The following is a 23,008-nucleotide window of genomic DNA, read 5'->3' as shown; positions in this document are numbered from 1 at the left end:
TTCGTTCCGCAAACGAGCGGCGGCCAAACTGACCGCCGCTCGTTCAACTACGACTTCTCAGCGTCGAGCGCCATATTGAGCGCCAACACATTCACCACAGGCTCACCCAGAAAGCCCAGTTCTCGCTGTTCGATATGACGCTCGACCATGGCGCGAACCGCGGCTTCATCCATGCTGCGCGCCTTTGCGACACGCTGCACCTGAAATAGCGCAGCCTCCGGCGAGATATGCGGATCAAGACCACTGCCCGATGCGGTGACGAGGTCGATCGGCACATCCGCGCCCGGGTTGGTCGCTTTCGCAGCCTCCGTGTCGGCCTTCACGCGATCGATCAGCTTCTGGCTGGTCGGGCCGAGGTTGGAGCCGGACGACGAGGCCGCGTTATAGCCATCGCCAGCAGCGGACGGGCGACCATGGAAATACTGCTCGCCGGTGAACGCCTGGCCGATCAGCGACGAGCCGACGACCTTGCCCTTCTGTTCGATCAGGCTGCCATTCGCCTGGACGGGGAAGATCGCCTGGGCAATGCCGGTCATGGCAAACGGATAGATGAGGCCGGTGATGACAGTAACGGCAACGATCATGACGATTGCCGGACGGATCTGTTTCAACATGACGAATGCTCCTTAGGCAAGACCGATGGTCGTGATGACCATGTCGATCGCCTTGATGGCAAAGAAGGGAAGGATGATGCCGCCGAGGCCGTAGATCAGAAGGTTTCGCGACAGCAGAGCGCCTGCACCGACGGCGCGGTATTTGACGCCGCGCAGCGACAGCGGGATCAGGGCAACGATGATCAGCGCGTTGAAGATGATCGCCGACAGGATGGCGCTTTGCGGTGTCGCCAGTCCCATCACGTTGAGAACGCCGAGCTGCGGATAGAAGGCCAGGAACATGGCCGGAATGATCGCGAAATACTTGGCGATGTCGTTGGCGATCGAAAACGTCGTCAGCGCGCCGCGGGTCATCAGCAACTGCTTGCCGATCTCGACGATTTCGATGAGCTTGGTCGGATCGCTGTCGAGATCGACCATGTTGCCGGCTTCGCGCGCGGCCACCGTGCCGGTATTCATCGCCACGCCGACATCGGCCTGAGCGAGCGCCGGCGCATCGTTGGTGCCGTCGCCGCACATGGCGACCAGCTTGCCCTTGGCCTGCTCCTCGCGGATCAGCGACAGTTTGTTTTCCGGCGTTGCCTGGGCGAGGAAGTCGTCGACCCCTGCCTCGGCCGCAATCGCTGCCGCAGTCATCGGATTGTCGCCGGTGATCATCACGGTGCGGATGCCCATGCGGCGCAATTCGGCAAACCGCTCGCGGATGCCGCCCTTGACGATATCCTTGAGCTGGATGACGCCGAGCAGCCTTCCGCCGCGGGCAACGGCCAGCGGCGTACCGCCAGCCTTGGCGATCTCGTCGGCGATTGCCTGGCACTCCACCAAGACGGCGTCCTGCGTGACGGGCCCACCGGCCACGGCATTCTGGCGGATATAGGAAAGGATGGAATCGACCGCACCCTTGCGGATCTGCTCTCCGTCCAGATCGACACCGCTCATACGGGTCTGTGCCGTGAACGGGACGAAGGTTGCCTTGAGGCTCGCCATGTCGCGGCTGCGGATCGCGTATTTTTCCTTGGCAAGCACCACGACGGAACGTCCTTCCGGCGTTTCGTCGGCAAGCGAGGCCAGTTGCGCCGCATCGGCAAGATCCTGTTCCGATACGCCCTTGACCGGACGGAAGGACGTTGCCTGACGATTGCCGAGCGTGATCGTGCCCGTCTTGTCGAGGAGAAGCGTATCCACATCGCCGGCAGCCTCAACTGCGCGGCCGGACATGGCAAGCACGTTGAAGCGCACCAGGCGGTCCATGCCGGCAATGCCGATCGCCGACAACAGGGCGCCGATCGTGGTCGGGATCAGCGTCACGAACAACGCGACCAGCACGATGACGGGGATGGAGCCGCCGGCATAGGAGGCGAACGCCGGAATGGTCGCGGTCGCCAGCACGAAGATCAGCGTCATGCCGGCGAGAAGGATGTTGAGCGCGATCTCGTTCGGGGTCTTCTGACGTTCTGCACCTTCGACGAGCGAAATCATCCGGTCGATAAAGGTCGAGCCGGCAGCGGCCGTGATGCGCACGCGGATCCAGTCGGAGAGGACCTGCGTGCCGCCTGTGACGGCCGAGCGGTCACCACCGGATTCGCGGATGACCGGCGCGGATTCGCCCGTGATCGCAGCTTCATTGACGGAGGCGACGCCTTCGATCACCTCCCCATCGGAGGGAATGATGTCGCCGGCTTCAACCAGAACGATGTCGTTCAGCTTGAGGGTGGTGCCGGCAACCATCTGGTAGTCGGTCCGCTCTTTGCCGGTGAGAAGTTTCGCCTGGACCTCGGTGCGGGCCTTGCGCAGCGATTCCGCCTGCGCCTTGCCACGTCCTTCGGCAACGGCTTCCGCGAAATTGGCGAACAGGACGGTGAACCAGAGCCAGATGTTGAGCTGCAGGGAGAAGCCCAGGTCGTCGCTGCCGGCGGCAAGATCGCGCAGGAACAGAACGGTGGTCAGCACAGACACCGTGGCCACGACGAACATGACCGGGTTTTTGACGAGGGTTTTCGGGTTCAGCTTGGTAAAAGAACCGCCGATTGCCGGAACGAGGATGCGCTTGTCCAGGATACTTGCGGATCTTGGTGCGCTATCGGATTTTGCCTGGCTCATATGAGGCTCCAGCCTTGGAAAGGGAGGCGACCGGGGAAAGGTCAGCCACGAAGGATTTCTAGTGTTGCGACGATGGCGAGCACTGCCGTCATCATCACGAGAATGGCGTTCGATCCGCACCACCAGCGGGGGACCGTCCCGCCACGCTTTGGCGTGACGGGAGGAGACTGTGCGGGGTGCGTCTGACGGTGACCCATGGCGTGACCTCAGAACGTCTGGCCGGCGATCATCATCAGGTGCTCGACGACAGGACCGAGCGCCAGTGACGGCAGGAAGGTCAGGCCACCGACGATCATGATCGTGCCGACCAGCAGACCGACAAACAGGGGGCCGTCGGTCGGGAACGTGCCGGCAGACGCCGGAACCGTCTTCTTGGCGACCAGCGAACCGGCAATTGCCAGCGCCGGAATGATGACCAGGAAGCGGCCCATCAGCATGCCGATGCCGAGCGTGATGTTGAACCAGGGCGTGTTGGCCGACAGTCCCCCGAAGGCGGAGCCGTTATTGGCGGCAGCCGAGGTATAGGCATAGAGGATCTCGGAGAAGCCGTGCGGACCGGCCGTCCCGATCGAGGCGACCGCCGAGGGCAGGACGCTGGCGACAGCCGTGAAGATCAGCATGGCGAGCGGCAGGCAGAGAATGGCGAGAAGCGCCATCTTCATGTCCTTGCCCTCAATCTTCTTGCCCAGATATTCCGGCGTGCGGCCAACCATCAGACCTGCCACGAAGACGGCGACGATGATGAACAGCACGATGCCGTAGAAGCCTGCGCCGACACCGCCGACGATGACTTCGCCAAGCTGCATGTTGATGAGCGGGATAAGTCCGCCGAGTGCCGTGAACGAGCCGTGCATGGCATTGACCGCACCGCATGAGGCCGCCGTGGTGATGACCGCAAACAGCGACGACATGACGACGCCGAAGCGGACTTCCTTGCCCTCCATGTTGCCGCCCGAAAGGCCGAGCGTATGCATGATCGGGTTTCCGGAGGCTTCTGCCCAGTAGACGACGGTGACGCCGGCCAGAAACAGGATGCCCATCGAGGCGAGGATCGCCCAACCCTGGCGCTGATTGCCGACCATCCGGCCGAACACGTTGGTAAAGGCGGCACCGATCGCAAAGATCGACAGCATCTGGATCATGTTGGAAATGCTGTCGGGGTTTTCGAAAGGATGCGCCGAGTTGGCGTTGAAGAAACCGCCGCCATTGGTGCCGAGCATCTTGATGGCAAGCTGCGACGCGACAGGGCCGACCGCAATCGTCTGCTGGACGCCTTCAAGCGTCGTGGCATTGACATAGGCCGAAAAGGTCTGGGGAACGCCGAGCGAGACATAGATGAGCGTCAGCACGACGCAGAGCGGCAAGAGGATGTAGAGCGTGGCGCGGGTCGTATCGACCCAGAAATTGCCGATCGCCTTGCCCGATGCCCGCGAAAACGCGCGAATGAGGCCGATGGCGATCGCCATGCCTGTCGCAGCAGACGCGAAGTTCTGCACCGCGAGCCCAGTCATCTGGCTGAAATAGGACATGGTGCTTTCGCCGCCGTAACTCTGCCAGTTGGTGTTGGCGACAAAGCTGACAGCGGTGTTGAACGACAATTCCGGTCCGGGCGATGCGAGACCTGCCGGGTTCATCGGCAGAACGTCCTGCAGCCGCAGGATACCGTAGAGCAGCAGGAAACCGGCGAGATTGAACATCAGCACGGAAAACGCATAGGCGGTCCAATGCTGCTCTTCACGCTCGCTGGTGCCGGCCAGCGCGTAAAGCCCGCGTTCGATCGGACCGAACACGGGGGAGAGAAAGGTGCGCCCGCCGGAAAACACAAGGGTCATATAGGCCCCGAGCGGTTTGACGAGCAGAAGGAGGATCCCGCAATAGACGAGGATCTGTAGCCATCCGTTGAAGGTCATGGGAAGAGACTTTCGGGCAAGCTGAAGCTTTGGTCAGAAGCGTTCGGGGCGAATGAGAGCATAGGTGAGGTAGAGGGCGAGGAAGACGGTCACACCGCCGCCGAGGATATAATCGAGGGTCATGGCATCCCTCTCAAAGCCTGTCGCAGGCGCGGGTATAGACCGAGCAGAGACCGAAGAAGCCAACAGTCGCCGCGACGAGAATAAGGTCCATCATTGTTCTGGAATCCTGGTTGTTCGTGGTGTCAGCCAGGAAGGGCGTCGTTCTGATAACGCGTCATTCTCTCTCCGGCTGGAGACGATCACGATCCGTCTCGTCCTCAATATGCGGCGGAACCCCATAGGGATTCGAGATGGCCCAGAAGCCTAAGAAATATAAACCGCATAGGAATTTGCCCGCACGCTCGCGTGTCGGTACCTTGCCGTCGGCCGCTTAGGGCTTGGCCTTTGCGGAGTTCCCGTTGCGGTTTAACCTCCAAATCCTTACATATACGGAGTTGATATCACTCCGGAAAAGACAGGTGCGCGATGATTTGGGTAATAGGCGCAGCAGCCGTCGTGGTTCTCTACCTGTACTCGCGACGGGCGGGGATAGTGGCGGTGGCCGTTCTGGCTGTGCTTTATGTCGGCCTCTGGCTGATGTCGGGACAGATCAACTCGAAAGTGCCGACCAACCAATCCGTCGCCGTGGTCGCAAGCTCCGGCGGCGAGACATGCAAGGCACCCGGCGCGCCCGTATCCGTTACCTTCACCAACAACGCGGACAGACAGCTGCTCGCGACATCCTTCACGCTGAGTGCGCGCCAGGCGGGCCATAGCTCGCTGATCTACAGGGCAACGCTTCGAAGCGACAAGATCATCGAACCGGGCGGCAGCTGGACCGAGTGCTACGGCCTCAATCCGCTGTCGTTTTCCGAACGGGACGTCCACTACAACCCCAGCGACCTCGAATGGTCGGCCGAGGTCTCGCTCTCGCGATTTGCGTCCAGCTAATCGTTTCTGGGACAAACCGTGCCGCAACGACTTGCGGTTTTGCTTGGCTTGAACGCTTCCACTTTCCCCGTCAGCGTGACCCGCAAACGGCTGTCGCGAATTATTTTTGCGTCACCGCTCGATAAGTTTTGTTCCAAGCGCATTTACACTGTCATGCCTGGCTTCTGGCAGCAGCGCATTCAATCGGGGACGGCTATGAGCGACATGAGTAAAGGGGCTATCGCAGCGGCGGGGATCGCGAACAAGCCTGTAGGGCTGAGCGCGCCGACCCTTTCGGGCCGAACGATCCTTATTCTCATCGGCGTGGCGGTGATCCTCTATGTCGGCCAGGAAGTGTTTGTGCCGCTTGCGCTCGCACTCCTTCTTACCTTCACGCTCGCACCCATCGTCAGTTTCCTGCGCAAGCGCTACGTCCCGAGGATCGCCGCCGTCCTCCTTGCCGTCGCCACCGCGTTTTTTGTCATTGCAGCCTTCGGTTTCATCGTGGCCGGACAGGTCGCCAATCTCGCGGACAATATTCCGACCTATCAGCGCAACATCGTCGCGAAGGTGCACTCTCTCAGCCAGGCGGGCTCCGGCAACGGCGTGTTCGAACATCTCAGCAAGGTCGTCGAGCGCATAGGCTCGGAACTGCAGGACAACGCGGAAGAGAGCAAGGAAGACGCGCCGCCACAGATCAAGCGTCGCGATCCGATGCCTGTCGAGATCGTAACCCGCGCCAACCCGATCGAAACGCTCGGCAATTTCATTCTGCCACTCATCAGTCCCTTTGCAACCGCGGGTCTGGTTATCGTCCTCGTGATTTTCATGCTGCTTGAGCGGGAGGAACTGCGCGACCGGTTCATACGCCTTGTCGGCCTCGGCGATCTCCACAGGACAACGGCGGCTCTTCAGGACGCGGGAAAACGCGTCGGCAAATATCTGCTGATGCAGTTGGTCGTCAACGCGCTGTATGCCTTGCCGATCTCGATCGGCCTCTGGCTGCTCGGCATTCCGAACGCCATCCTGTGGGGACTGTTGACGCTCGTCCTGCGCTTTGTCCCCTATATCGGTCCGGTCATCGGCATGATCCTGCCGCTGTTTCTGGCACTGGCGATTGCCCCTGGATGGTCGCTGGTTGCCTGGGTCGCCGCACTGTTTATCGTCACCGAACTCGTCAGCAACAACGTCGTCGAACCGTGGCTCTATGGAAGCCATACGGGCCTTTCGCCGCTCGCCATCATCGTCTCGGCCATCTTCTGGTCGTGGCTCTGGGGGCCTGTCGGGCTGATGCTTTCGACGCCCCTCACCGTCTGTCTCGTCGTTCTCGGTCGCTACGTCCCGCAGTTCAGCTTTCTCGACGTGCTGCTCGGCAACGAGCCGGTTCTACAACCGCAGGAAAAACTCTACCAGAGACTGCTTGCCGGCGATCCCAACGAGGCGACCGATAACGCGGAGGATTTTCTCGAGGAGGAGTATCTCGTCGACTATTATGAAAAAGTCGGACTGCCTGCACTCAGGCTGGGTGAACTGGACCGGCAGCGCGGCGTGATGAGCGAGGCCCAGATCGCCCTGTTTGCCTCCACCACCCAGACGCTGATCGGCAATCTGGCAGAGATCGCGATCGAGGAAGAAGCGGAAGACGATCCGGCCGAAGGGGAAGCCGCTGTCACAGAGCAGATCACCGGTGAAATCGACCTGCCCAGCGGCGAAGGGAAATCCGTTCTCTGCCTCGGCGGCAGAGGCGCGATTGATGATGCAGCGGCCGCCATGTTGTCGCAGGTTCTCGCCATTCAGGGCGCCACCGTGTCTCAGGCCGACCACACGGCCGTGAGCGGCAAGACGGTAAGCCTGATGAACCTGACCGACGTCGACACGGTCCTCATCGCCTTCCTCAATGGCGGCTCCAAAGCCCACGCCCGCCAGGCCGTCCGCCGGTTCAAGCGACAGAAGCCGTCGGTTCGGGTGGGGATCATGATCACCGGCGTCGACGGTCAGCGGGAAAGCCCCCTTGCGACAGAGGACATCGATGCAGACTTTGTCGTCACCACCATTTCCGATGCGGTTCGTGGCGCGCTGACCACCGCCCAGGCGGTCGAGATCAAGGCGCCGAAACGGATCGGCCGGCCGCGTGAGCGCAAGACCACGCCGCTCGTCGCGTGATCGGAGCACCCCGCAGGCATGCCTGACCTGTGGGGTCCTCGATGCCGACGCGCCTGAGTGCATCGAAATCTGGATAGACAAGGATCAACTCGTCAAGACCTGTAGAGCCCGGGAGGCATGGACATGACTGAGACATTTACCGCCATGGTGATCGATACCGTTGACGGCAAGCCGAAAGGCGCCTTCCGGGAAATCTCCGTCGCCGATCTGCCTGACAATGACGTTCTGGTCGAAATTGCCTATTCGACGGTCAACTACAAGGACGGTCTGGCCATCACCGGCAAGGGCCGGATCGCTCGCCGGATGCCGATGGTCGGCGGCATCGATCTTGCCGGAACCGTGGTCGAATCACGCTCCCCGGATTGGAAGCCGGGCGACAAGGTGGTCGTGAACGGCTGGGGCCTGTCAGAAACGGAATGGGGCGCCTATACCCGCTACCAGCGGGTCAAACCGGAATGGCTGATCCCGCTGCCCGACGCCTTCACGATGAAACAGGCGATGGCAATCGGCACGGCCGGCTATACCGCGGCGCTCTGCGTCGACGCGCTTGAAAAATGGGGCTCGATTAAACCCGGCGCAGGCGAGGTCCTCGTGACCGGCGCCGCCGGTGGCGTCGGCTCGGTGGCGATCGCGCTTCTGGCGGCGCGCGGCTACGTCGTCACAGCCTCGACCGGGCGTCCGGAAACCCACGACTATCTGGCCTCGCTCGGTGCCACCAGCTTCATCGATCGCGCGACGCTTGCCGAAAAGGGCGGCCCGCTGCAGACGGAGCGCTGGACCGGGGGCATCGACAGCGTCGGCTCGACGACGCTTGCCAACGCCCTGTCGCAGACCATGCGCGGCTGCGCAATCGCAGCCTGCGGCCTTGCCGGCGGACCCGACCTGCCAGCGACGGTCCTGCCGCATATCCTGCGCGCCGTCACCCTGATCGGGGTCGACTCGGTCATGGCCTCGCGCCAACAGCGCCTTACCGCCTGGTCGCGCCTTGCCCGCGATCTCGACAGCCGAAAGCTTGCCGCCATGACCAGAACGGAACCGATGTCCAACCTGCCGCAACTGGCAGAAGAGATCATCGCCGGCAAGGTGCGCGGCCGGATCGTGATCGACGTCACGAGGTAACCCCGCGCGCCGTGCGCAATGGCCAGCCTCCCTCTTCAGCCGCGTTCGCGCTAGAACGGATAGTGCTGGTGCGGATCCTCGATGGTGATCCAGCGCAGATCGGTGAATTCGTTGATCGCAGCCCTGCCGCCGAAGCGGCCATAGCCGGAGCCCTTGACGCCGCCGAACGGCATCTGTGCCTCATCCGCGACAGAGGGGCCGTTGATGTGGCAGATCCCCGATTGCACCCGGCCGGCGACGGCGAGCGCGCGCTGGATATCGCGACTGTAGACCGAACCCGAGAGACCGTATTGCGTATCGTTGGCGATCCGGATCGCCTCCTCCTCGTCCTTGACCCGGATGATCGGCTTGACCGGACCGAAGCACTCCTCGTCATAGATGCGCATGCCGGGCTCGACGTGATCGAGCACCGTAGCCTCCACGACGCTGCCGGTGCGCTTGCCGCCCGCGGTGAGACTGGCCCCCTTGGCGATCGCGTCGGCAATGATCTCTTCCATCTTTTCCGCGGCACCGATCGTCACCAGCGAACCGAGCACGACGTGACCGCGGGGATCGCCCGCCGGAAGCTTGGCTGCGCGCTCGGACAGTTTAGCCACGAATTCGTCGGCGATCTTGTCGTGGACGATCAGCTTTTCGGTCGCCATGCAGACCTGGCCCATGTTGATGAACGAGCCGAAGATCGCGCCGTTGACGGCCGCATCGATATCGGCGTCCTCGAGCACGAGCATCGGTGCCTTGCCGCCCAGTTCGAGAAGCGCCGGCTTCAGATGGCGGCCGCAGAGTTCGCCGATGATGCGGCCGACCTTGGTGGAACCGGTAAAGTTGACGCGGCGGACTTCGGGTGCCGAAACCAGCGCCTCGACAACGACGGCGGCATCCTCGGGTGCATTGGTGATGACGTTGACGACTCCATCCGGGAAACCGGCCTCGATAAACACCTTGCCGATCGCGACATGCAGTCCGGGGCATGCTTCGGAGGCCTTGAGGATGACCGTGTTACCGCAGGCAAGCGCCATGGCGATGGCCCGCACGCCGAGAATGATCGGTGCATTCCACGGCGCGATGCCAAGGCAGACGCCGACCGGTTGGCGCATCGCCATCGACAGGTTTCCGGGCTTGTCCGACGGGATGATCTCACCCTGGATCTGGGTCGTCATGGCCGCCGCCTCGCGCAGCATGTTGGCCGCAAGATGGGCGTTGAAACCGGCCCATCCGCCTGTCGCGCCGGTCTCGGCGGTCATCAGCTCGGTGAGCTCGCCACCCTTGGAGGCAAGAACATCTGCCGCCTTGTTGAGAAGCGCGCGACGTGCGCCGGGACCGGTCGTCGACCATGCCGGAAAGGCGGTCTGCGCTGCGGCGACCGCGGCCTTGGCATCCTCGATGCCGGACGCCGGCGATCGGCTCGCGACATCGCCCGTAAAGGGATTGATCCGTTCGAACGTCTTGCCCGAAATGGCGTCGGCCAACTGGCCGCCGATGATCTGTTTGATGTCCAAGGTCGGATCCTTTCTTCGAGAAACCAGATAGCCAGCTTCGAGGGATGCGCCACAGCCGTAAACGACAGCATCACACGTCCGCTTTCTCGACCGATCGCGCGAACAAACAGTCAGCCTGCGCATGACTTCGCACAGTCTGACCGTCAGTCTCCGCGGTTTCCATCGAGAAGCGAAGCCCCTCCTCCAACAGGCATGTTAACGAACTCCAGCCGCGACTCAAGGGGAGGATCAAACAGCCGCAGCCACGAACATGGCACCTGCCTCAAGCCGTCAAACGGAAAGATACGGGACTGATCTGCGCTACTTCGAGCAGACACGGCCCGCTCGGCTCTTCCACACCCTATCGACGAGGGATAGGTAGGATTGCGGAACCGGCGCCGCGGTCGACATGCGCAACTGAAAGTACCCAATGTTTCATCTCATCTTTGGACTGCCCTGGCTGATTGTCGTCCTCCGCTTCATTCAGCCGCTGCCCTGGCACTGGTCGGCGAAGGTGGCAGTGGCGGTGCTTTTGCTGATCGCCTCGCAATACCATTTCTTCAGCCGGCTCTCCTCCGGCTCGGTCTTTTCGCCGGAGTTTCCGCGACCGCTGATCATTGCGTTCAACCTCCTGTTTGGCGCGATCGTTTTTCTGGCCGTCTTCCAGATCGCGCTCGATGTCACCTCGCTCCTGGTCATGCCCTTCAACGGGCACTTCCCCGCCGCACCCGCCGGGCTCCGTTATGCCATGGGTGGCGTCGCGCTCTGCCTTTCCGCCTATGGTGTCAGCCAGGCAATCCGTGTACCGCCACTCAACGACATCGAGATTGCAATCGCAAACCTGCCGCCGGAATTTGAGGGCTATCGCCTCGTCCAGCTCTCCGATCTCCACATCAGCCGGCTGTTCCCGGCGAAATGGGCCGAGGCGGTCGTATCGAAAACCAACGCGCTCGATGCGGACCTCATCGTCATCACGGGAGACTTTATAGACGGAAGCGTCGCAGACCGCCGCGGCGACGTCGCATCGCTGGCAAGCCTGCGGGCGCGCGATGGGGTCTATGCAATTCCCGGCAACCACGAATACTTCTTCGACTACCGGGAGTGGATGCGCCAACTCGCAACCCTCAACATGACGATGCTTGAGAACGCCCACGCGGTGCTGACGCGAGGGAGCGGCAGGCTCGTGCTGGTCGGTGTCACGGACCTTTCGGCACGCGGACACGGAGCGCCGGCCCCGGACCTCGATACGGCTATTGCGGGCGCCCCCGCCGACGCGCCGATCATTCTTCTCGACCATCAGCCCAGGTTGGCACAGAAAGCCGCCGCATCGGGGATCGCCCTCCAACTGTCGGGACATACCCATGGCGGCATGGTTGTCGGCCTTGATCGCGTGGTCGCACGCGCCAACAACGGCTTTGTTTCGGGCCGCTATCAGATCGGCGGGATGACCCTCTACGTCAACAACGGCACGGGCATTTGGCCCGGTTTCGCGCTGCGGATCGGTGTTCCCTCCGAACTGACCCGGATCACGCTTCGGGCCGGTCAGCCGCTTTGAAGGCTGAAGTGACACCGCTTCATCTGCTTTCTCTATCCACAACCATCGGCTCGCCGCGAACGACAGGTGTTGACGTGGGCGCTCTCGCCAACACATAGTCGCCGCCAATGCGCCGTCATCGACACGGTGCGTCGATCGGGATTGGAGGATCTCGACCGGTATTCATGCCAAGGGAGGAATTTTCATGAAAGTCATTACAGGCTCGGCAATTCTGGCGACCGCATCGTTTCTGATGGGATCAACCGCCATGGCCGCGACGGAAATCTCGTGGTGGCACGCCATGACCGGCGCCAACAACGAGGTTGTCGACCAGCTCGCCAAGGAATTCAACGAAAGCCAGTCGGACTTCAAGGTCATGCCTGTCTTCAAGGGCACCTACCCGGAAACGCTGAACGCCGGCATCGCCGCCTTCCGCGCCAAGCAGCCACCGGCCATCATGCAGGTGTTTGACGCCGGCAGCGGCGTCATGATGGGCGCCCAAGGCGCCATCGTGCCGGTTGCGGACGTTCTGGAAAAGGGCGGCTTCAAATTCGACAAGAGCCAGTACCTGCCGGGGATCGTTGCCTACTATTCGAAGCCTGACGGCACGATGCTGTCCTTCCCCTACAATTCGTCCTCGCCAATCCTCTATTATAACAAGGATATCTTCGAGAAGGCCGGGCTCAACCCCGACACGCCGCCGAAGACCTGGGGCGAGGTGTTTAACGCTGCCAAGAAGATCAAGACCAGCGGTGCCGCTCCCTGCGGCTTTACCTCGACATGGCTCACCTGGATCCAGACGGAAAACTTTGCGGCCTGGAACAACCTCTCCTACGGCAGCAATGAAAACGGCCTTGGCGGCACCGACGTCAAGCTTGCCTTCAACGCCGAACCCTTCGTCAAGCATTTCCAGGCGATCGCTGATCTCGCCAAGGACGGCACGTTCCGTTACGGCGGCCGCACGTCTGAAGCCAAGCAGTTGTTCACATCAGGCGAATGCGCCATCCTGACCGAATCCTCCGGCGGTCTGGGCGACATCGTCAAGTCCGGCCTGAAATACGGCATCGGCCAGCTGCCCTATGCAGAAGGTCCGGGACGCCCGCAGAACACCATCCCCGGCGGCGCCAGCCTCTGGGTATTCGGCGGCAAGAGCGATGCCGAATACAAGGGGGTCGCGACCTTCTTCAACTTCCTGTCCCAGACCAAGATCCAGTCTAGGCTGCACCAGGTTTCCGGATACATGCCCGTCACGATGGCAGCCTACGAGGATACCAAGAAATCCGGCTTCTACGAGAAGAACCCGGCCCGCGAAACGCCCTTGCTGCAGATGATGGGCAAGGCTCCGACCGAGAACTCCAAGGGCGTTCGCCTCGTCAACCTGCCGCAGGTCCGCGACATCATGAACGAAGAGTTCGAATCGATGCTCGCCGGTAAGCAGGATGCCAAGGCCGCTCTCGACAAGGCTGTCCAGCGGGGCAATGCCGCCATCCAGCAAGCCATCGGCAAGTAAGCGGTAAGCGTAAGGGCCGCCCCGGCGACTGTCGCGGGCGGCCTGCAGCATTTCAACGGAGCCTGCCCGTGCAAAGCGTCGTATTTCCCAACAAGGTGCTGCCCTATTTTCTGGTGGCGCCGCAGATTGTCCTGACCGTCGTGTTCTTCTTCTGGCCGGCCAGCCAGGCGCTCTACCAGTCGGCCATGCGCGAAGATCCGTTCGGGCTGCAGAGCAGCTTTGTCGGCTTCGCCAACTTTTCCGCCATCCTGGCCGACGAGAGCTATCTTCACGCGCTCCGCGTCACCGTCGTCTTCAGCGTGGCAACCGCGCTGCTTTCCATGGGTGTCGCGCTTCTGCTGGCGACCGCCGCCGATACCGTCGTGCGCGGCAAGGGTTTCTACCGCACGATGATGATCATCCCCTATGCGGTGGCGCCGGCCGTTGCCGGCATGCTGTGGCTGTTCATGTTCAACCCGGCCATGGGCACGTTCGCCTATATCCTGCGGCGCAACGGCATTGCATGGGACCCGCTGCTGAACGGCGACCAGGCGATGTCCCTCGTCGTGGTGGCAGCCGCCTGGAAACAGATCAGCTACAATTTCCTGTTCTTCGTCGCCGGCCTGCAGGCAATCCCGAAATCCCTGCTCGAAGCCGCCGCGATCGATGGTGCGCGAGGCAGCCGAAGGTTCTGGACGATCGTCTTCCCGCTGCTTGCACCGACCACCTTCTTCCTTTTGGTCGTCAACACCGTCTACGCCTTCTTCGACACGTTCGGCATCATCCATTCGGTTACCGGCGGCGGACCGGCAAAGGCCACCGAAACGCTGGTCTACAAGGTCTACAACGACGGCTTCGTGAACCTCAACCTCGGTTCGTCTGCGGCCCAGTCGGTGATCCTGATGGTCATCGTCATCGCGCTGACCGCCTTCCAGTTCCGCTTCGTCGAGCGACGCGTCCATTACGGGTAAATTATCAGATGATCGAGAACCGTCCTGTCGCACGCCTGATGGCGCATCTGATGCTGATCCTTGGGATCATCATCGTCGCCTTCCCCATCTACTACACTTTCATTGCCTCGACGGCGACGTCGAGCGCGATCATCCGACCACCGCTGTCGCTCCTGCCGGGCGGCCATATGGTCGAGAACTACAGCGAGTCCATTTCCGGCGGTGTCGAGCGCGTCGTCGGCGTCAGTCTGGAGCGGCTGTTGTTCAACAGCTTCGTGGTGGCGGTCGCAATTGCCGTCGGCAAGATCATCATCTCCTTCCTGTCGGCATTCGCGATCGTCTTCTTTCGCTTTCCGTTCCGAATGGGCTTCTTCTGGATGATCTTCATCACCCTGATGCTGCCGGTCGAAGTGCGCATCCTGCCGACCTACAAGGTAATCGTCGATCTCGGCCTGCTCAACACCTATGCCGGCCTCACGCTGCCGCTGATGGCATCGGCAACGGCGACCTTCCTGTTTCGCCAGTTCTTCCTCACCATCCCCGGCGAAATGGTCGAGGCGGCGCGGATCGACAATGCCGGGCCGTTCCGGTTCATGCGCGATATCCTGCTGCCGCTGTCGACGACCAATATCGCGGCCCTGTTCGTCATCCTGTTTATCTACGGCTGGACCCAGTATCTCTGGCCGCTGCTTGTCACCGACCGTGCGGAGATGAACACGATCATCATCGGCCTGCGCCGCATGGTCGATTTCACTGATGCATCAACTCCTTGGAACTACGTCATGGTCACGGCGATCCTGGCAATCATCCCTCCCGTCATCGTCGTGGTGCTCATGCAGCGCTGGTTCGTCAAAGGTTTGGTGGAGACCGAAAAGTAATGGCAACAATTGAACTGAAAGACGTCCGCAAGGTCTATGGCGGCAATATCGACGCCATCAAGGGCGTGTCACTGGACATCGCAGACGGCGAGATGATCGTTCTGGTCGGCCCATCCGGCTGCGGCAAGTCCACGCTGCTGCGCATGGTTGCCGGGCTCGAAAGCATCACCGGTGGTGACGTCATCATCAACGGCAAGCGCGTCAACGACATGGAACCGGCCGAGCGCGATATCGCGATGGTGTTCCAGAACTACGCGCTCTATCCGCACATGACGGTCAAGCAGAACCTTGCCTACGGTCTGAAGAATCGCGGAACCTCGAAGGACGAGATCGAACGGCGCATCACCGAGGCAGCGCGCGCACTCGAAATCGAGCCGTTCCTCGCCCGCAAGCCACGGCAGCTTTCCGGCGGCCAGCGGCAGCGTGTGGCGATGGGCCGCGCGATCGTGCGCAAGCCCGCAGCCTTCCTGTTCGACGAGCCGCTATCGAACCTCGACGCGAAACTGCGCGTGCAGATGCGGGTCGAGATCCGCCGTCTGCAGCGGTCCTTGGCCACGACGTCGATCTACGTCACCCACGACCAGATGGAAGCGATGACGCTCGCCGACCGCCTCGTCGTCCTCAATGCCGGCCGGATCGAGCAGGTCGGCACGCCGATCGAGCTCTACGAGAAACCCGCAACGACCTTCGTTGCAACCTTCATCGGATCGCCCTCGATGAACCTGATGACGCTCGGCAAGGCCGGCGGCTGGAGCGTGGCCGAAGGCCTTCCCTCCACTGTCGCCACCGTCGGCATTCGTCCGGAAGACATCGTGATTGCCGAGGGAGAGGTTTCCTCGCCTTTCAGAGCCGAGGTCGAGGTCATCGCCGTCGAACTGGTCGGAGCAGAAAGCTACGTCCATGGTGCGACGTCGGACGGAAGCCCTCTTGTCTTCCGGGTCCCCGGCCGCTCCCGCATCGCGATCGGCGAGAAACTGCCCGTGACGACAGCGCCCCACCACCTTCATCTTTTCGACAGCGCCGGAAAGCGCATCGAACGTACCGGTTGATCCGGGATGCGCAAAGATGCGCAGGAGTGCGCTCTCGACGGACGCCTGCGCACTCCTGCAACTTCGCGACATTGACCCTATCGGAAAGTGAGCTATTACTCATGCGAGCAAAAAGGTTCGCATCGCAATAATGGTCACCATTCTCGTAACACTGCTGGGTTTCCTGGTCCTTCTGATTGCAGCCGTGTTCTTCGCAGTTCGCGCGCGCGCGCTTGCGTACGACAAGCACTTCCGCGATCAGGTCCGCCTGCAGCGAAGACTGGAGAACCGGGAGGCCAAGCTCAAGATCAGAGCTCGCAAGCACCGCCGCAACCTCGCAAAGAAACGCCTCGCCAGGATGAAGCGGGCGAAGGCGTTAGCCGCGCGCGCGAAGTGATCGAGCAGAACAGCCGCTACCTGTGAAAACTGGCCAGCTGCAGGATTTACCACGAGACCGTGCTGAAGAACTCAGCCGAGCGAACGCTCGCATATCTCGAGCTTGAAGCAGCAGAATATCAATCGGACAATCTGGGAAATTTGGTAGCGGAGGGCAGAATTGAACTGCCGACCTCAGGGTTATGAATCCTGCGCTCTCACCAACTGAGCTACCCCGCCACAGGGTGGATCGAGTGTCTCGATCCGTTTGGATGTGCGGCTTATAGAACCCGCGTCACTGAAGTGTCAAGCGCAGGATGGGAGAAAAACGGCGAGATTTGAACCGCTATTTTCCCGATCCCTCGTTCATTCTCCAGGCCGAATAAAACCGGTCTTTCAAGCGGCTACAGGGGTCGCCAGAAGCGCCCGCAACGATGCCTCGGCATCGGCCGCCCGTTCGGACCGTTCGACGAAGCCGCCGCCGTGGACGCGCGCATCGGCACCTTCCGCGGAATAGAGAACGCAGGCCTGACCGGGTGCCACGCCCTGCTCGCCGATCGCCAGATCGACATAGACCCCGCGCTCATCCGTATGCAGCGTGGCAGGTGACGGCGGGCGCGTCGAGCGTACCTTGGCAAAGCACGCAAAGCCGTTGCCCGCATCATCCTGCAGCGTCCCGTCGCCGATCCAGTTGACGTCGCGCAGATAGACCCGGTGCGTATCGAGCGCTTCCTTGGGACCGACGATGACGCGGCGCGAGCGGGCGTCCAGATAAACCACGTAAAGCGGCTCGCCTGTCGCAACGCCTAAACCCTTGCGCTGACCGATCGTGTAATGGACGATCCCCTCGTGGCGGCCCAGCACGCGGCCGTCCATGTGGACGATATCGCCCACCAAAGCCGAGTTCGGCTTCACCTTGGCGATGATATCGGCATATTTGCCGGCGGGGACGAAACAGATATCCTGGCTGTCGGCCTTCTTGGCAACCACCAGCCCCATGTCTTCGGCCAGCTCGCGCACCTGCGCCTTGCCCATGCCGCCCAACGGAAAGCGCAGGTAGTCGATCTGCTCCTGCGTTGTCGCAAACAGGAACCAGCTCTGGTCGCGGTCCGCATCGATCGGCCTGAACAGCGCACGCCGGCCCGGATTGTCGGCCGTGGGGTTCGGCGCCGAACGGATGTAATGGCCGGTTGCCAGTGCATCGGCTCCAAGCTCGCGCGCGGTCGCCAAAAGATCGGCAAATTTGACCGTCTGGTTGCAGGCAACGCAAGGCACCGGCGTTTCGCCCATCGCATAGGCTTCGGCAAACGGATTGATCACCGTCTCGCGGAAACGCTTCTCGTAGTCGAGCACGTAATGCGGAATGCCAAGCGTTTCGCAGACCCGGCGGGCGTCGTCGATGTCCTGGCCGGCGCAGCAGGATCCTGCGCGGTGCACGGCCGCGCCGTGATCATAGAGCTGAAGCGTGATCCCGATCACGTCATAGCCTTCGCGCTTCAAAAGGCCGGCCACGACGGAGGAATCCACGCCGCCCGACATGGCGACCACGACGCGCGTATCTTCCGGCTTCTTGTCAAAATCCAGCGTATTCACGGGGTACTCTCTTAAAGTCTCTCAGGCCGCGGCAGCAAGCACGCCGGCAGAGTGGCACCAGATGTGCGGGATCGTCCGCGCAAAGGCTTTCAGAAAGAGGATATAGAAAGGAATGAGCTGGCGCGCAAGAGAAGCCCGTTCACCCCATCTGCGCCCTCAGTGTCAGAGAGCAGCAACATCAGGACTGGAAGTTCGCGTGACGCAGGGCCGTCTCCGCGACGGCGCCGTTTGCGTGCCCGTTGCTGTTGCTCGCACCTTCGGCCCTTAGACGAGGCAGCGCTGCCGGATATTCCCGCTGAACGAAGTCGATGATCTTCTCGCGCATCTCGCAACGCATGTCGAACGTCTTCGGCGCGTTGTTGGCGGAGACCAGGATACGGATCTCCATCACGCTTTCCTTGAAATCCGTCACCTGAACATTGACCACGCGCCTGTCCCAGATCTTCGACTCGTTTGCGATTTCCTCGACCCTGCGCCTGATGGCGCTGACGGGAACGGAATAATCGAGATAGATCATCACGGTTCCGATCAGGGCCGAACCTTCGCGGGTCCAGTTCTGGAACGGATTCTCGATGAAATAGGAGAGCGGCAGGATCATGCGCCGCCAGTCCCACAGCTTCACCACCACATAGGTCGACGTGATTTCCTCGACATTGCCCCACTCCCCTTCGACGATCAGCGCATCGTCGATGCGGATCGGCTGCGTGATGGCAAGCTGGATGCCGGCAAAGATGTTTTTAAGCATGGGCTGCAGGGCAAGACCCAGCACGATACCGGCGACACCGGCGGAGGCGAGCACGCTGACGCCGTATTGCTGGACGGCCGGGAAGGTCATCAGCATCGCGGCGACCGTGACGATGACGATCATCGCGCCGGCAATGCGCTCGGCAATCCGCGACTGGGTCACGTGGGTGCGGGCAAGAAGGTTGTCTTCCGCATCCAGCTTGAAGCGGCGCAGATAGACCGTCATCCAAATATGCAAAGCCGTCTTTGCGACCCAGCCGAGCACGAGGATGAAACCCAGCAGCAGCACATGCCGGATGATTTCGGCGGGTCGAGCCGCAAGCGGTGCGATAGATGATGCAAACGATACAGTGAATGTCAGAACCGTCAAACGCATCGGCCGGCGCCCGCGCGACACCAGCGATCGCCAGAACAGGTCCTTGTCTTCCACCAGCCGCTTGAAGATACCGAACGCGAAACGGTGGATCGCCAGACCAATCAGGACCGCGCCCACGAGAAGGCCGACGCTCACCATCCAGTTCGGCAGCCAGTCGGTATATTGACGAAACTCTGTAATCAAAAAATCCATCCAACCGATTTAGGGTGCAGTGCAGCATGAAACACCCCTGCCGCAAAAATTTCACAGTTGCGGTGTCTTCATGGCGGCCGTTGGGAGATGATGCGAGGAGCGCGGCATGACTGTCGATAACGGAAAATCCGACCTTACCCGGTTCGTGGATGCACAAGACCCGGTCTACGCGCAGGTCATGAGCGAACTGCGAAACGGCCGCAAAGAGTCGCACTGGATGTGGTACATTTTCCCGCAGATCGCCGGTCTTGGTCCCTCGATCATGTCACAACGCTTCGCACTTACCTCTCTGGAAGAAGCCCAGACCTATCTCGACCATCCGGTGCTTGGACCACGTCTCCTCGAATGCACGCACGCCATGCTTCCGCATGAAGGACTTACGGCGCGCACCATCCTCGGGTCCCCCGACGACATGAAGTTTCGCAGTTCGATGACGCTGTTCGATAAAGCCGCAACAGAAAAGGGCTCGCCTTTCGAGCGAGCCCTTGAGAAGTTCTTCGGCGGTCAGCGCGACGACAAGACGATCGCGCTGCTGGGAATTGGCTGATCAGGCAGCCGACTGGATGGCCGAGACCTTCCAGTCATTGGCCGGCTTGCGCACGAAGGTCCAGATCTCGACCGTTTCCGTCACGGCATTCGGATCACCTTCGGCGACAGCGCCGGTGTTGCGATCGCTGAGGAAGTCGACGCTCGAGTAGCGCATCGCAACCGTTGCGTATTCCTGGCCGTTTTCGCGCCAAGCTTCCGAAAGGTCGCCCTGCAACAGGGTCACGTCGCGGACTTCGTTCTTCACGCCATTGGTGGCGTTTTCACCAAGCTCTTCGGCCAGATAGGACATGGCTTCCGGCGTGGTGAGATTGCGAAGCTTCGCGTAGTCTTCCGCGCCATAGGCAGCCTGGACATCCGTCAGCATCTTTTCAAACAGGCCAAGGTCGCGACCGGTGATACCGACTTCATCCGTGTCGGGACCCGCCTGACGCGGAGCAGACGCAGCCTGCGTGGCACCGAAGCCACCCATCGCACCGCCGCCAGAACCGATCTTAGGGATCTGGAAGCCGCCACCGGTGTTCTGCGGTGCCTGGTAGGCATGGTTATTGTTGTCACGGCTGTTACCGCCGAAACCGTTATCGCGCGCGTTGCCCGCAGGACCCGCCGGGTGCTGCTGCTGGCGACGACGGGCGAAGAAGCGGAAGGCCAGCATGGCAAGACCCGCGATCAGCGCGATCTGCAACAGCATGCCGAACATGCCGGCCATACCGCCAAAACCGTTGCCCATCATCATGCCGAACAGGCCACCGAGAGCCAGACCGCCGAGAAGACCACCGGCCATGCCGCCGAACAGGCCACGACGCGGCTGAGCCGCCTGAGCGCCTGCGCCGTTAGCAGGAGACGCTGCGTTCTGCTGCGTGTTGGGCGTCATCGAACGATTGATGCCGGTTGCCGTGCCTGGTGCCGTGTTCGTGGTCGGCGGCGGTGCGAATGTGCGTGTACCGCGGCTGCCGAAGCTGGAACCGCCGCCGGCGCGGCGCGCCTCCGCCATATCGACGGCTGTTAGCGAAACTGCCATTCCGACCGCGAAGATCGCGAAGAGTTTCTGGAAACGCCGAAGCTTGGATAACATTGGTTTCTCCTCTGGCCGCCCGATGCGGTCTTGATCCTAGATATAGAGAGTGGCAGGCGCGAATTTTAGAGCCACCACCATCTTTTCCCGCCGAAGTAGATATCGGACGATGAAACGGGAGCCAAGCGATGCAAATACAACCAGCGGGAGATTTAGCGTATGGACCGATCACATCGGCTTGATCACAACGAAAAAGCCCGGCGCGCTGGCACCGGGCTTTGTCTTGGTCATCCGGGAGGATGGTTTATTCGACGTTGAAGACCAGCTGGCGGGCCTGACGGATCGCCGGGTTGGCGGTCAGGCGGGCGAGCACGTCGTTCGAAACAGGACCATCGACATAAAGCAGCGCGATCGCATCGCCGCCATCCTTCTCACGGCCGAGATGGAAGTTGGCGATGTTGACGCCGGCATCACCGAGCGTGGTGCCCATGAAGCCGATCATGCCGGGTACGTCGGTATTGGAGATGTAGACCATGTTGGCGCCGACATCGGCGTCCATGTTGATGCCCTTGATCTGGATGAACCGCGGTTTGCCGTCCGAAAACACGGTGCCGGCGACGGAACGGCTCTGCTTGTCGGTGGTGACCGTCAGCTTGATGTAGCCGTCATAGACACCGGTCTTGTCGCGCTTGACCTCGGACAGGACGATGCCCTTTTCCTTGATCATGATCGGCGCGGAAACCATGTTCACGTCTGCCACCTGGTTACGGATCAAACCAGCCAGAAGCGCGGAGGTGAGCGCCTTGGTGTTCATTCCGGCCGTTGCGCCATCAAACAGGATCTCGATTTCCTTGATCGGATCTTCCGTGACCTGACCAACGAAGGCACCGAGAACATCGGCAAGACGGATGAACGGCTTCAGGATCGGTGCTTCTTCAGCGGTGATCGATGGCATGTTGATGGCGTTGGAAACGGCACCCTTGACGAGATAGTCCGACATCTGTTCAGCCACTTGCAAGGCCACGTTTTCCTGGGCTTCCGTGGTGGAGGCGCCCAGATGCGGCGTGCACACGACGTTGTCGAGACCAAACAGCGGGCTTTCCGTCGCAGGCTCGACTTCGAACACGTCGAAACCAGCACCGGCGACATGGCCGGACTTGATGGCTTCAGCAAGCGCTGCTTCATCGACCAGACCGCCGCGGGCGCAGTTGATGATCCGCACGCCCTTCTTGGTCTTGGCGAGGTTTTCCTTGCCGAGAATGCCGCGGGTTTTGTCGGTCATCGGAACATGCAGGGTGATGAAGTCGGCGCGCGCCAGTAGATCGTCCAGCTCGACCTTCTCGACGCCCATGTCCAGTGCGCGTTCCGCCGACAGGAAGGGGTCGTAGGCGATGACATGCATGCCGATGCCGATTGCCTTCTTGCAGACGATGCCGCCGATATTGCCGGCGCCGATGACGCCAAGCGTCTTGCCGGTGATTTCGACACCCATGAACTTCGACTTTTCCCACTTGCCGGCCTGCGTCGAGGCATCGGCCTGCGGCAACTGCCGGGCAACGGCAAACATCAGCGCGATCGCGTGTTCAGCCGTCGTGATCGAGTTGCCGAACGGCGTGTTCATGACGATGATGCCGCGCTTGGAGGCAGCCGGAATGTCGACATTGTCGACGCCGATACCGGCGCGGCCGATGACCTTGAGATTGGTCGCAGCAGCGATCAGCTTCTCGGTCGCCTTTGTGGCGGAACGGATGGCGAGGCCATCGTAATTGCCGATGATTTCGGCGAGCTTGTCCTTGTCCTTGCCGAGCTTCGGCTGGAAATCGACTTCGACGCCGCGATCGCGAAAGATCTGGACAGCGGTTTCGGAGAGTTCGTCGGATACGAGAACGCGAGGTGCCATGGGTTGGGCTCCTGATAAGGGGTGTAATCTCTAAA

19 protein-coding genes and 1 tRNA gene are annotated in these 23,008 nt (G+C 61.3%); 10 read left to right on the top strand and 10 right to left on the bottom strand.

Annotation, left to right across the window (positions count from 1 at the left end; translation table 11 throughout):
• Positions 1-47: 47 nt before the first annotated feature.
• From kdpC to kdpF, 4 genes are all read right to left on the bottom strand, one after another.
• A complete protein-coding gene (gene kdpC, locus BLW69_RS03445) occupies positions 48-614 on the bottom strand; it encodes a potassium-transporting ATPase subunit KdpC (protein ID WP_092659931.1) in 567 nt (188 codons plus the stop codon).
• A 12-nt stretch (positions 615-626) separates the two neighbouring features.
• Entirely contained in the window at positions 627-2,714 is a 2,088-nt protein-coding gene (gene kdpB, locus BLW69_RS03440; RefSeq protein WP_092659929.1) for a potassium-transporting ATPase subunit KdpB, read from the bottom strand.
• Between the two features lie 206 nt (positions 2,715-2,920).
• Complete coding sequence (gene kdpA / locus BLW69_RS03435) at positions 2,921-4,624, bottom strand: potassium-transporting ATPase subunit KdpA (RefSeq protein ID WP_092659927.1); 1,704 nt, start codon at positions 4,622-4,624, stop codon at positions 2,921-2,923.
• A gap of 33 nt (positions 4,625-4,657) precedes the next feature.
• The gene (kdpF, locus tag BLW69_RS03430; RefSeq protein WP_062460674.1) at positions 4,658-4,747 is read right to left on the bottom strand and encodes a K(+)-transporting ATPase subunit F; all 90 of its coding nucleotides are present in this window, start codon (positions 4,745-4,747) and stop codon (positions 4,658-4,660) included.
• Between the two features lie 405 nt (positions 4,748-5,152).
• On the opposite strand from kdpF, the gene BLW69_RS03425 reads away from it, so the two are divergent.
• The 3 genes from BLW69_RS03425 (at position 5,153) to BLW69_RS03415 (ending at position 8,878) form a co-directional block, all read left to right on the top strand.
• The gene (locus BLW69_RS03425; protein ID WP_139283775.1) at positions 5,153-5,617 is read left to right on the top strand and encodes a hypothetical protein; all 465 of its coding nucleotides are present in this window, start codon (positions 5,153-5,155) and stop codon (positions 5,615-5,617) included.
• Positions 5,618-5,812: 195 nt separating this feature from the next.
• Positions 5,813-7,759, top strand: a complete 1,947-nt coding sequence (locus BLW69_RS03420) for an AI-2E family transporter (protein ID WP_082471999.1) — start codon at positions 5,813-5,815, stop codon at positions 7,757-7,759.
• Between the two features lie 123 nt (positions 7,760-7,882).
• Positions 7,883-8,878: an MDR family oxidoreductase gene (locus BLW69_RS03415; RefSeq protein WP_092661000.1), complete on the top strand. Its 996-nt coding sequence runs from the start codon at positions 7,883-7,885 to the stop codon at positions 8,876-8,878.
• 50 nt (positions 8,879-8,928) lie between these two features.
• Here BLW69_RS03415 and BLW69_RS03410 read toward each other — a convergent pair whose 3' ends face one another.
• Positions 8,929-10,374, bottom strand: a complete 1,446-nt coding sequence (locus BLW69_RS03410; RefSeq protein ID WP_244508731.1) for an aldehyde dehydrogenase — start codon at positions 10,372-10,374, stop codon at positions 8,929-8,931.
• A 409-nt stretch (positions 10,375-10,783) separates the two neighbouring features.
• On the opposite strand from BLW69_RS03410, the gene BLW69_RS03405 reads away from it, so the two are divergent.
• From BLW69_RS03405 to BLW69_RS03380, 6 genes are all read left to right on the top strand, one after another.
• On the top strand, positions 10,784-11,908 hold the full coding sequence (locus tag BLW69_RS03405) for a metallophosphoesterase (RefSeq protein ID WP_092659923.1): 1,125 nt from the start codon (positions 10,784-10,786) through the stop codon (positions 11,906-11,908).
• A gap of 184 nt (positions 11,909-12,092) precedes the next feature.
• Complete coding sequence (gene ugpB, locus BLW69_RS03400) at positions 12,093-13,397, top strand: sn-glycerol-3-phosphate ABC transporter substrate-binding protein UgpB (RefSeq protein ID WP_092659921.1); 1,305 nt, start codon at positions 12,093-12,095, stop codon at positions 13,395-13,397.
• Positions 13,398-13,465: 68 nt separating this feature from the next.
• Positions 13,466-14,347, top strand: coding sequence for a sn-glycerol-3-phosphate ABC transporter permease UgpA (gene ugpA, locus BLW69_RS03395; protein ID WP_062460690.1), 882 nt, complete (start codon positions 13,466-13,468; stop codon positions 14,345-14,347).
• A gap of 8 nt (positions 14,348-14,355) precedes the next feature.
• A complete protein-coding gene (gene ugpE, locus BLW69_RS03390; protein WP_062460693.1) occupies positions 14,356-15,204 on the top strand; it encodes a sn-glycerol-3-phosphate ABC transporter permease UgpE in 849 nt (282 codons plus the stop codon).
• Positions 15,204-16,253, top strand: a complete 1,050-nt coding sequence (locus BLW69_RS03385) for a sn-glycerol-3-phosphate import ATP-binding protein UgpC (protein ID WP_062460696.1) — start codon at positions 15,204-15,206, stop codon at positions 16,251-16,253. The genes ugpE and BLW69_RS03385 overlap by 1 nt, the downstream gene beginning before the upstream one ends.
• Positions 16,254-16,383: 130 nt before the next feature.
• Entirely contained in the window at positions 16,384-16,629 is a 246-nt protein-coding gene (locus tag BLW69_RS03380; RefSeq protein WP_062460699.1) for a hypothetical protein, read from the top strand.
• A gap of 141 nt (positions 16,630-16,770) precedes the next feature.
• Here the strand turns inward: BLW69_RS03380 and BLW69_RS03375 are convergent.
• The 3 genes from BLW69_RS03375 to BLW69_RS03365 form a co-directional block, all read right to left on the bottom strand.
• Positions 16,771-16,847 (bottom strand) — tRNA-Met (locus tag BLW69_RS03375).
• A gap of 156 nt (positions 16,848-17,003) precedes the next feature.
• Complete coding sequence (gene mnmA, locus BLW69_RS03370) at positions 17,004-18,200, bottom strand: tRNA 2-thiouridine(34) synthase MnmA (protein WP_062460702.1); 1,197 nt, start codon at positions 18,198-18,200, stop codon at positions 17,004-17,006.
• A gap of 178 nt (positions 18,201-18,378) precedes the next feature.
• On the bottom strand, positions 18,379-19,512 hold the full coding sequence (locus BLW69_RS03365; protein ID WP_092659919.1) for a mechanosensitive ion channel family protein: 1,134 nt from the start codon (positions 19,510-19,512) through the stop codon (positions 18,379-18,381).
• Positions 19,513-19,618: 106 nt separating this feature from the next.
• Between BLW69_RS03365 and BLW69_RS03360 the strand changes: the two genes are divergently transcribed.
• Positions 19,619-20,059, top strand: coding sequence for a DUF1810 domain-containing protein (locus tag BLW69_RS03360; protein WP_092659917.1), 441 nt, complete (start codon positions 19,619-19,621; stop codon positions 20,057-20,059).
• On the opposite strand, the gene BLW69_RS03355 is transcribed toward BLW69_RS03360, so the two are convergent.
• Both BLW69_RS03355 and serA read right to left on the bottom strand, forming a co-directional pair.
• Positions 20,060-21,133: a Tim44 domain-containing protein gene (locus BLW69_RS03355; protein WP_092659915.1), complete on the bottom strand. Its 1,074-nt coding sequence runs from the start codon at positions 21,131-21,133 to the stop codon at positions 20,060-20,062.
• Positions 21,134-21,377: 244 nt separating this feature from the next.
• A complete protein-coding gene (gene serA, locus BLW69_RS03350; protein ID WP_062460720.1) occupies positions 21,378-22,973 on the bottom strand; it encodes a phosphoglycerate dehydrogenase in 1,596 nt (531 codons plus the stop codon).
• Positions 22,974-23,008: the final 35 nt, after the last annotated feature.

It is taken from the genome of Rhizobium sp. NFR12 (genome assembly GCF_900108545.1).
GTDB classification, from domain to species: Bacteria; Pseudomonadota; Alphaproteobacteria; order Rhizobiales; family Rhizobiaceae; genus Neorhizobium; species Neorhizobium soli.
The sequence above is the reverse complement of the archived record's forward strand: the minus strand, read 5'-3'. Positions and strand labels throughout refer to the sequence as shown.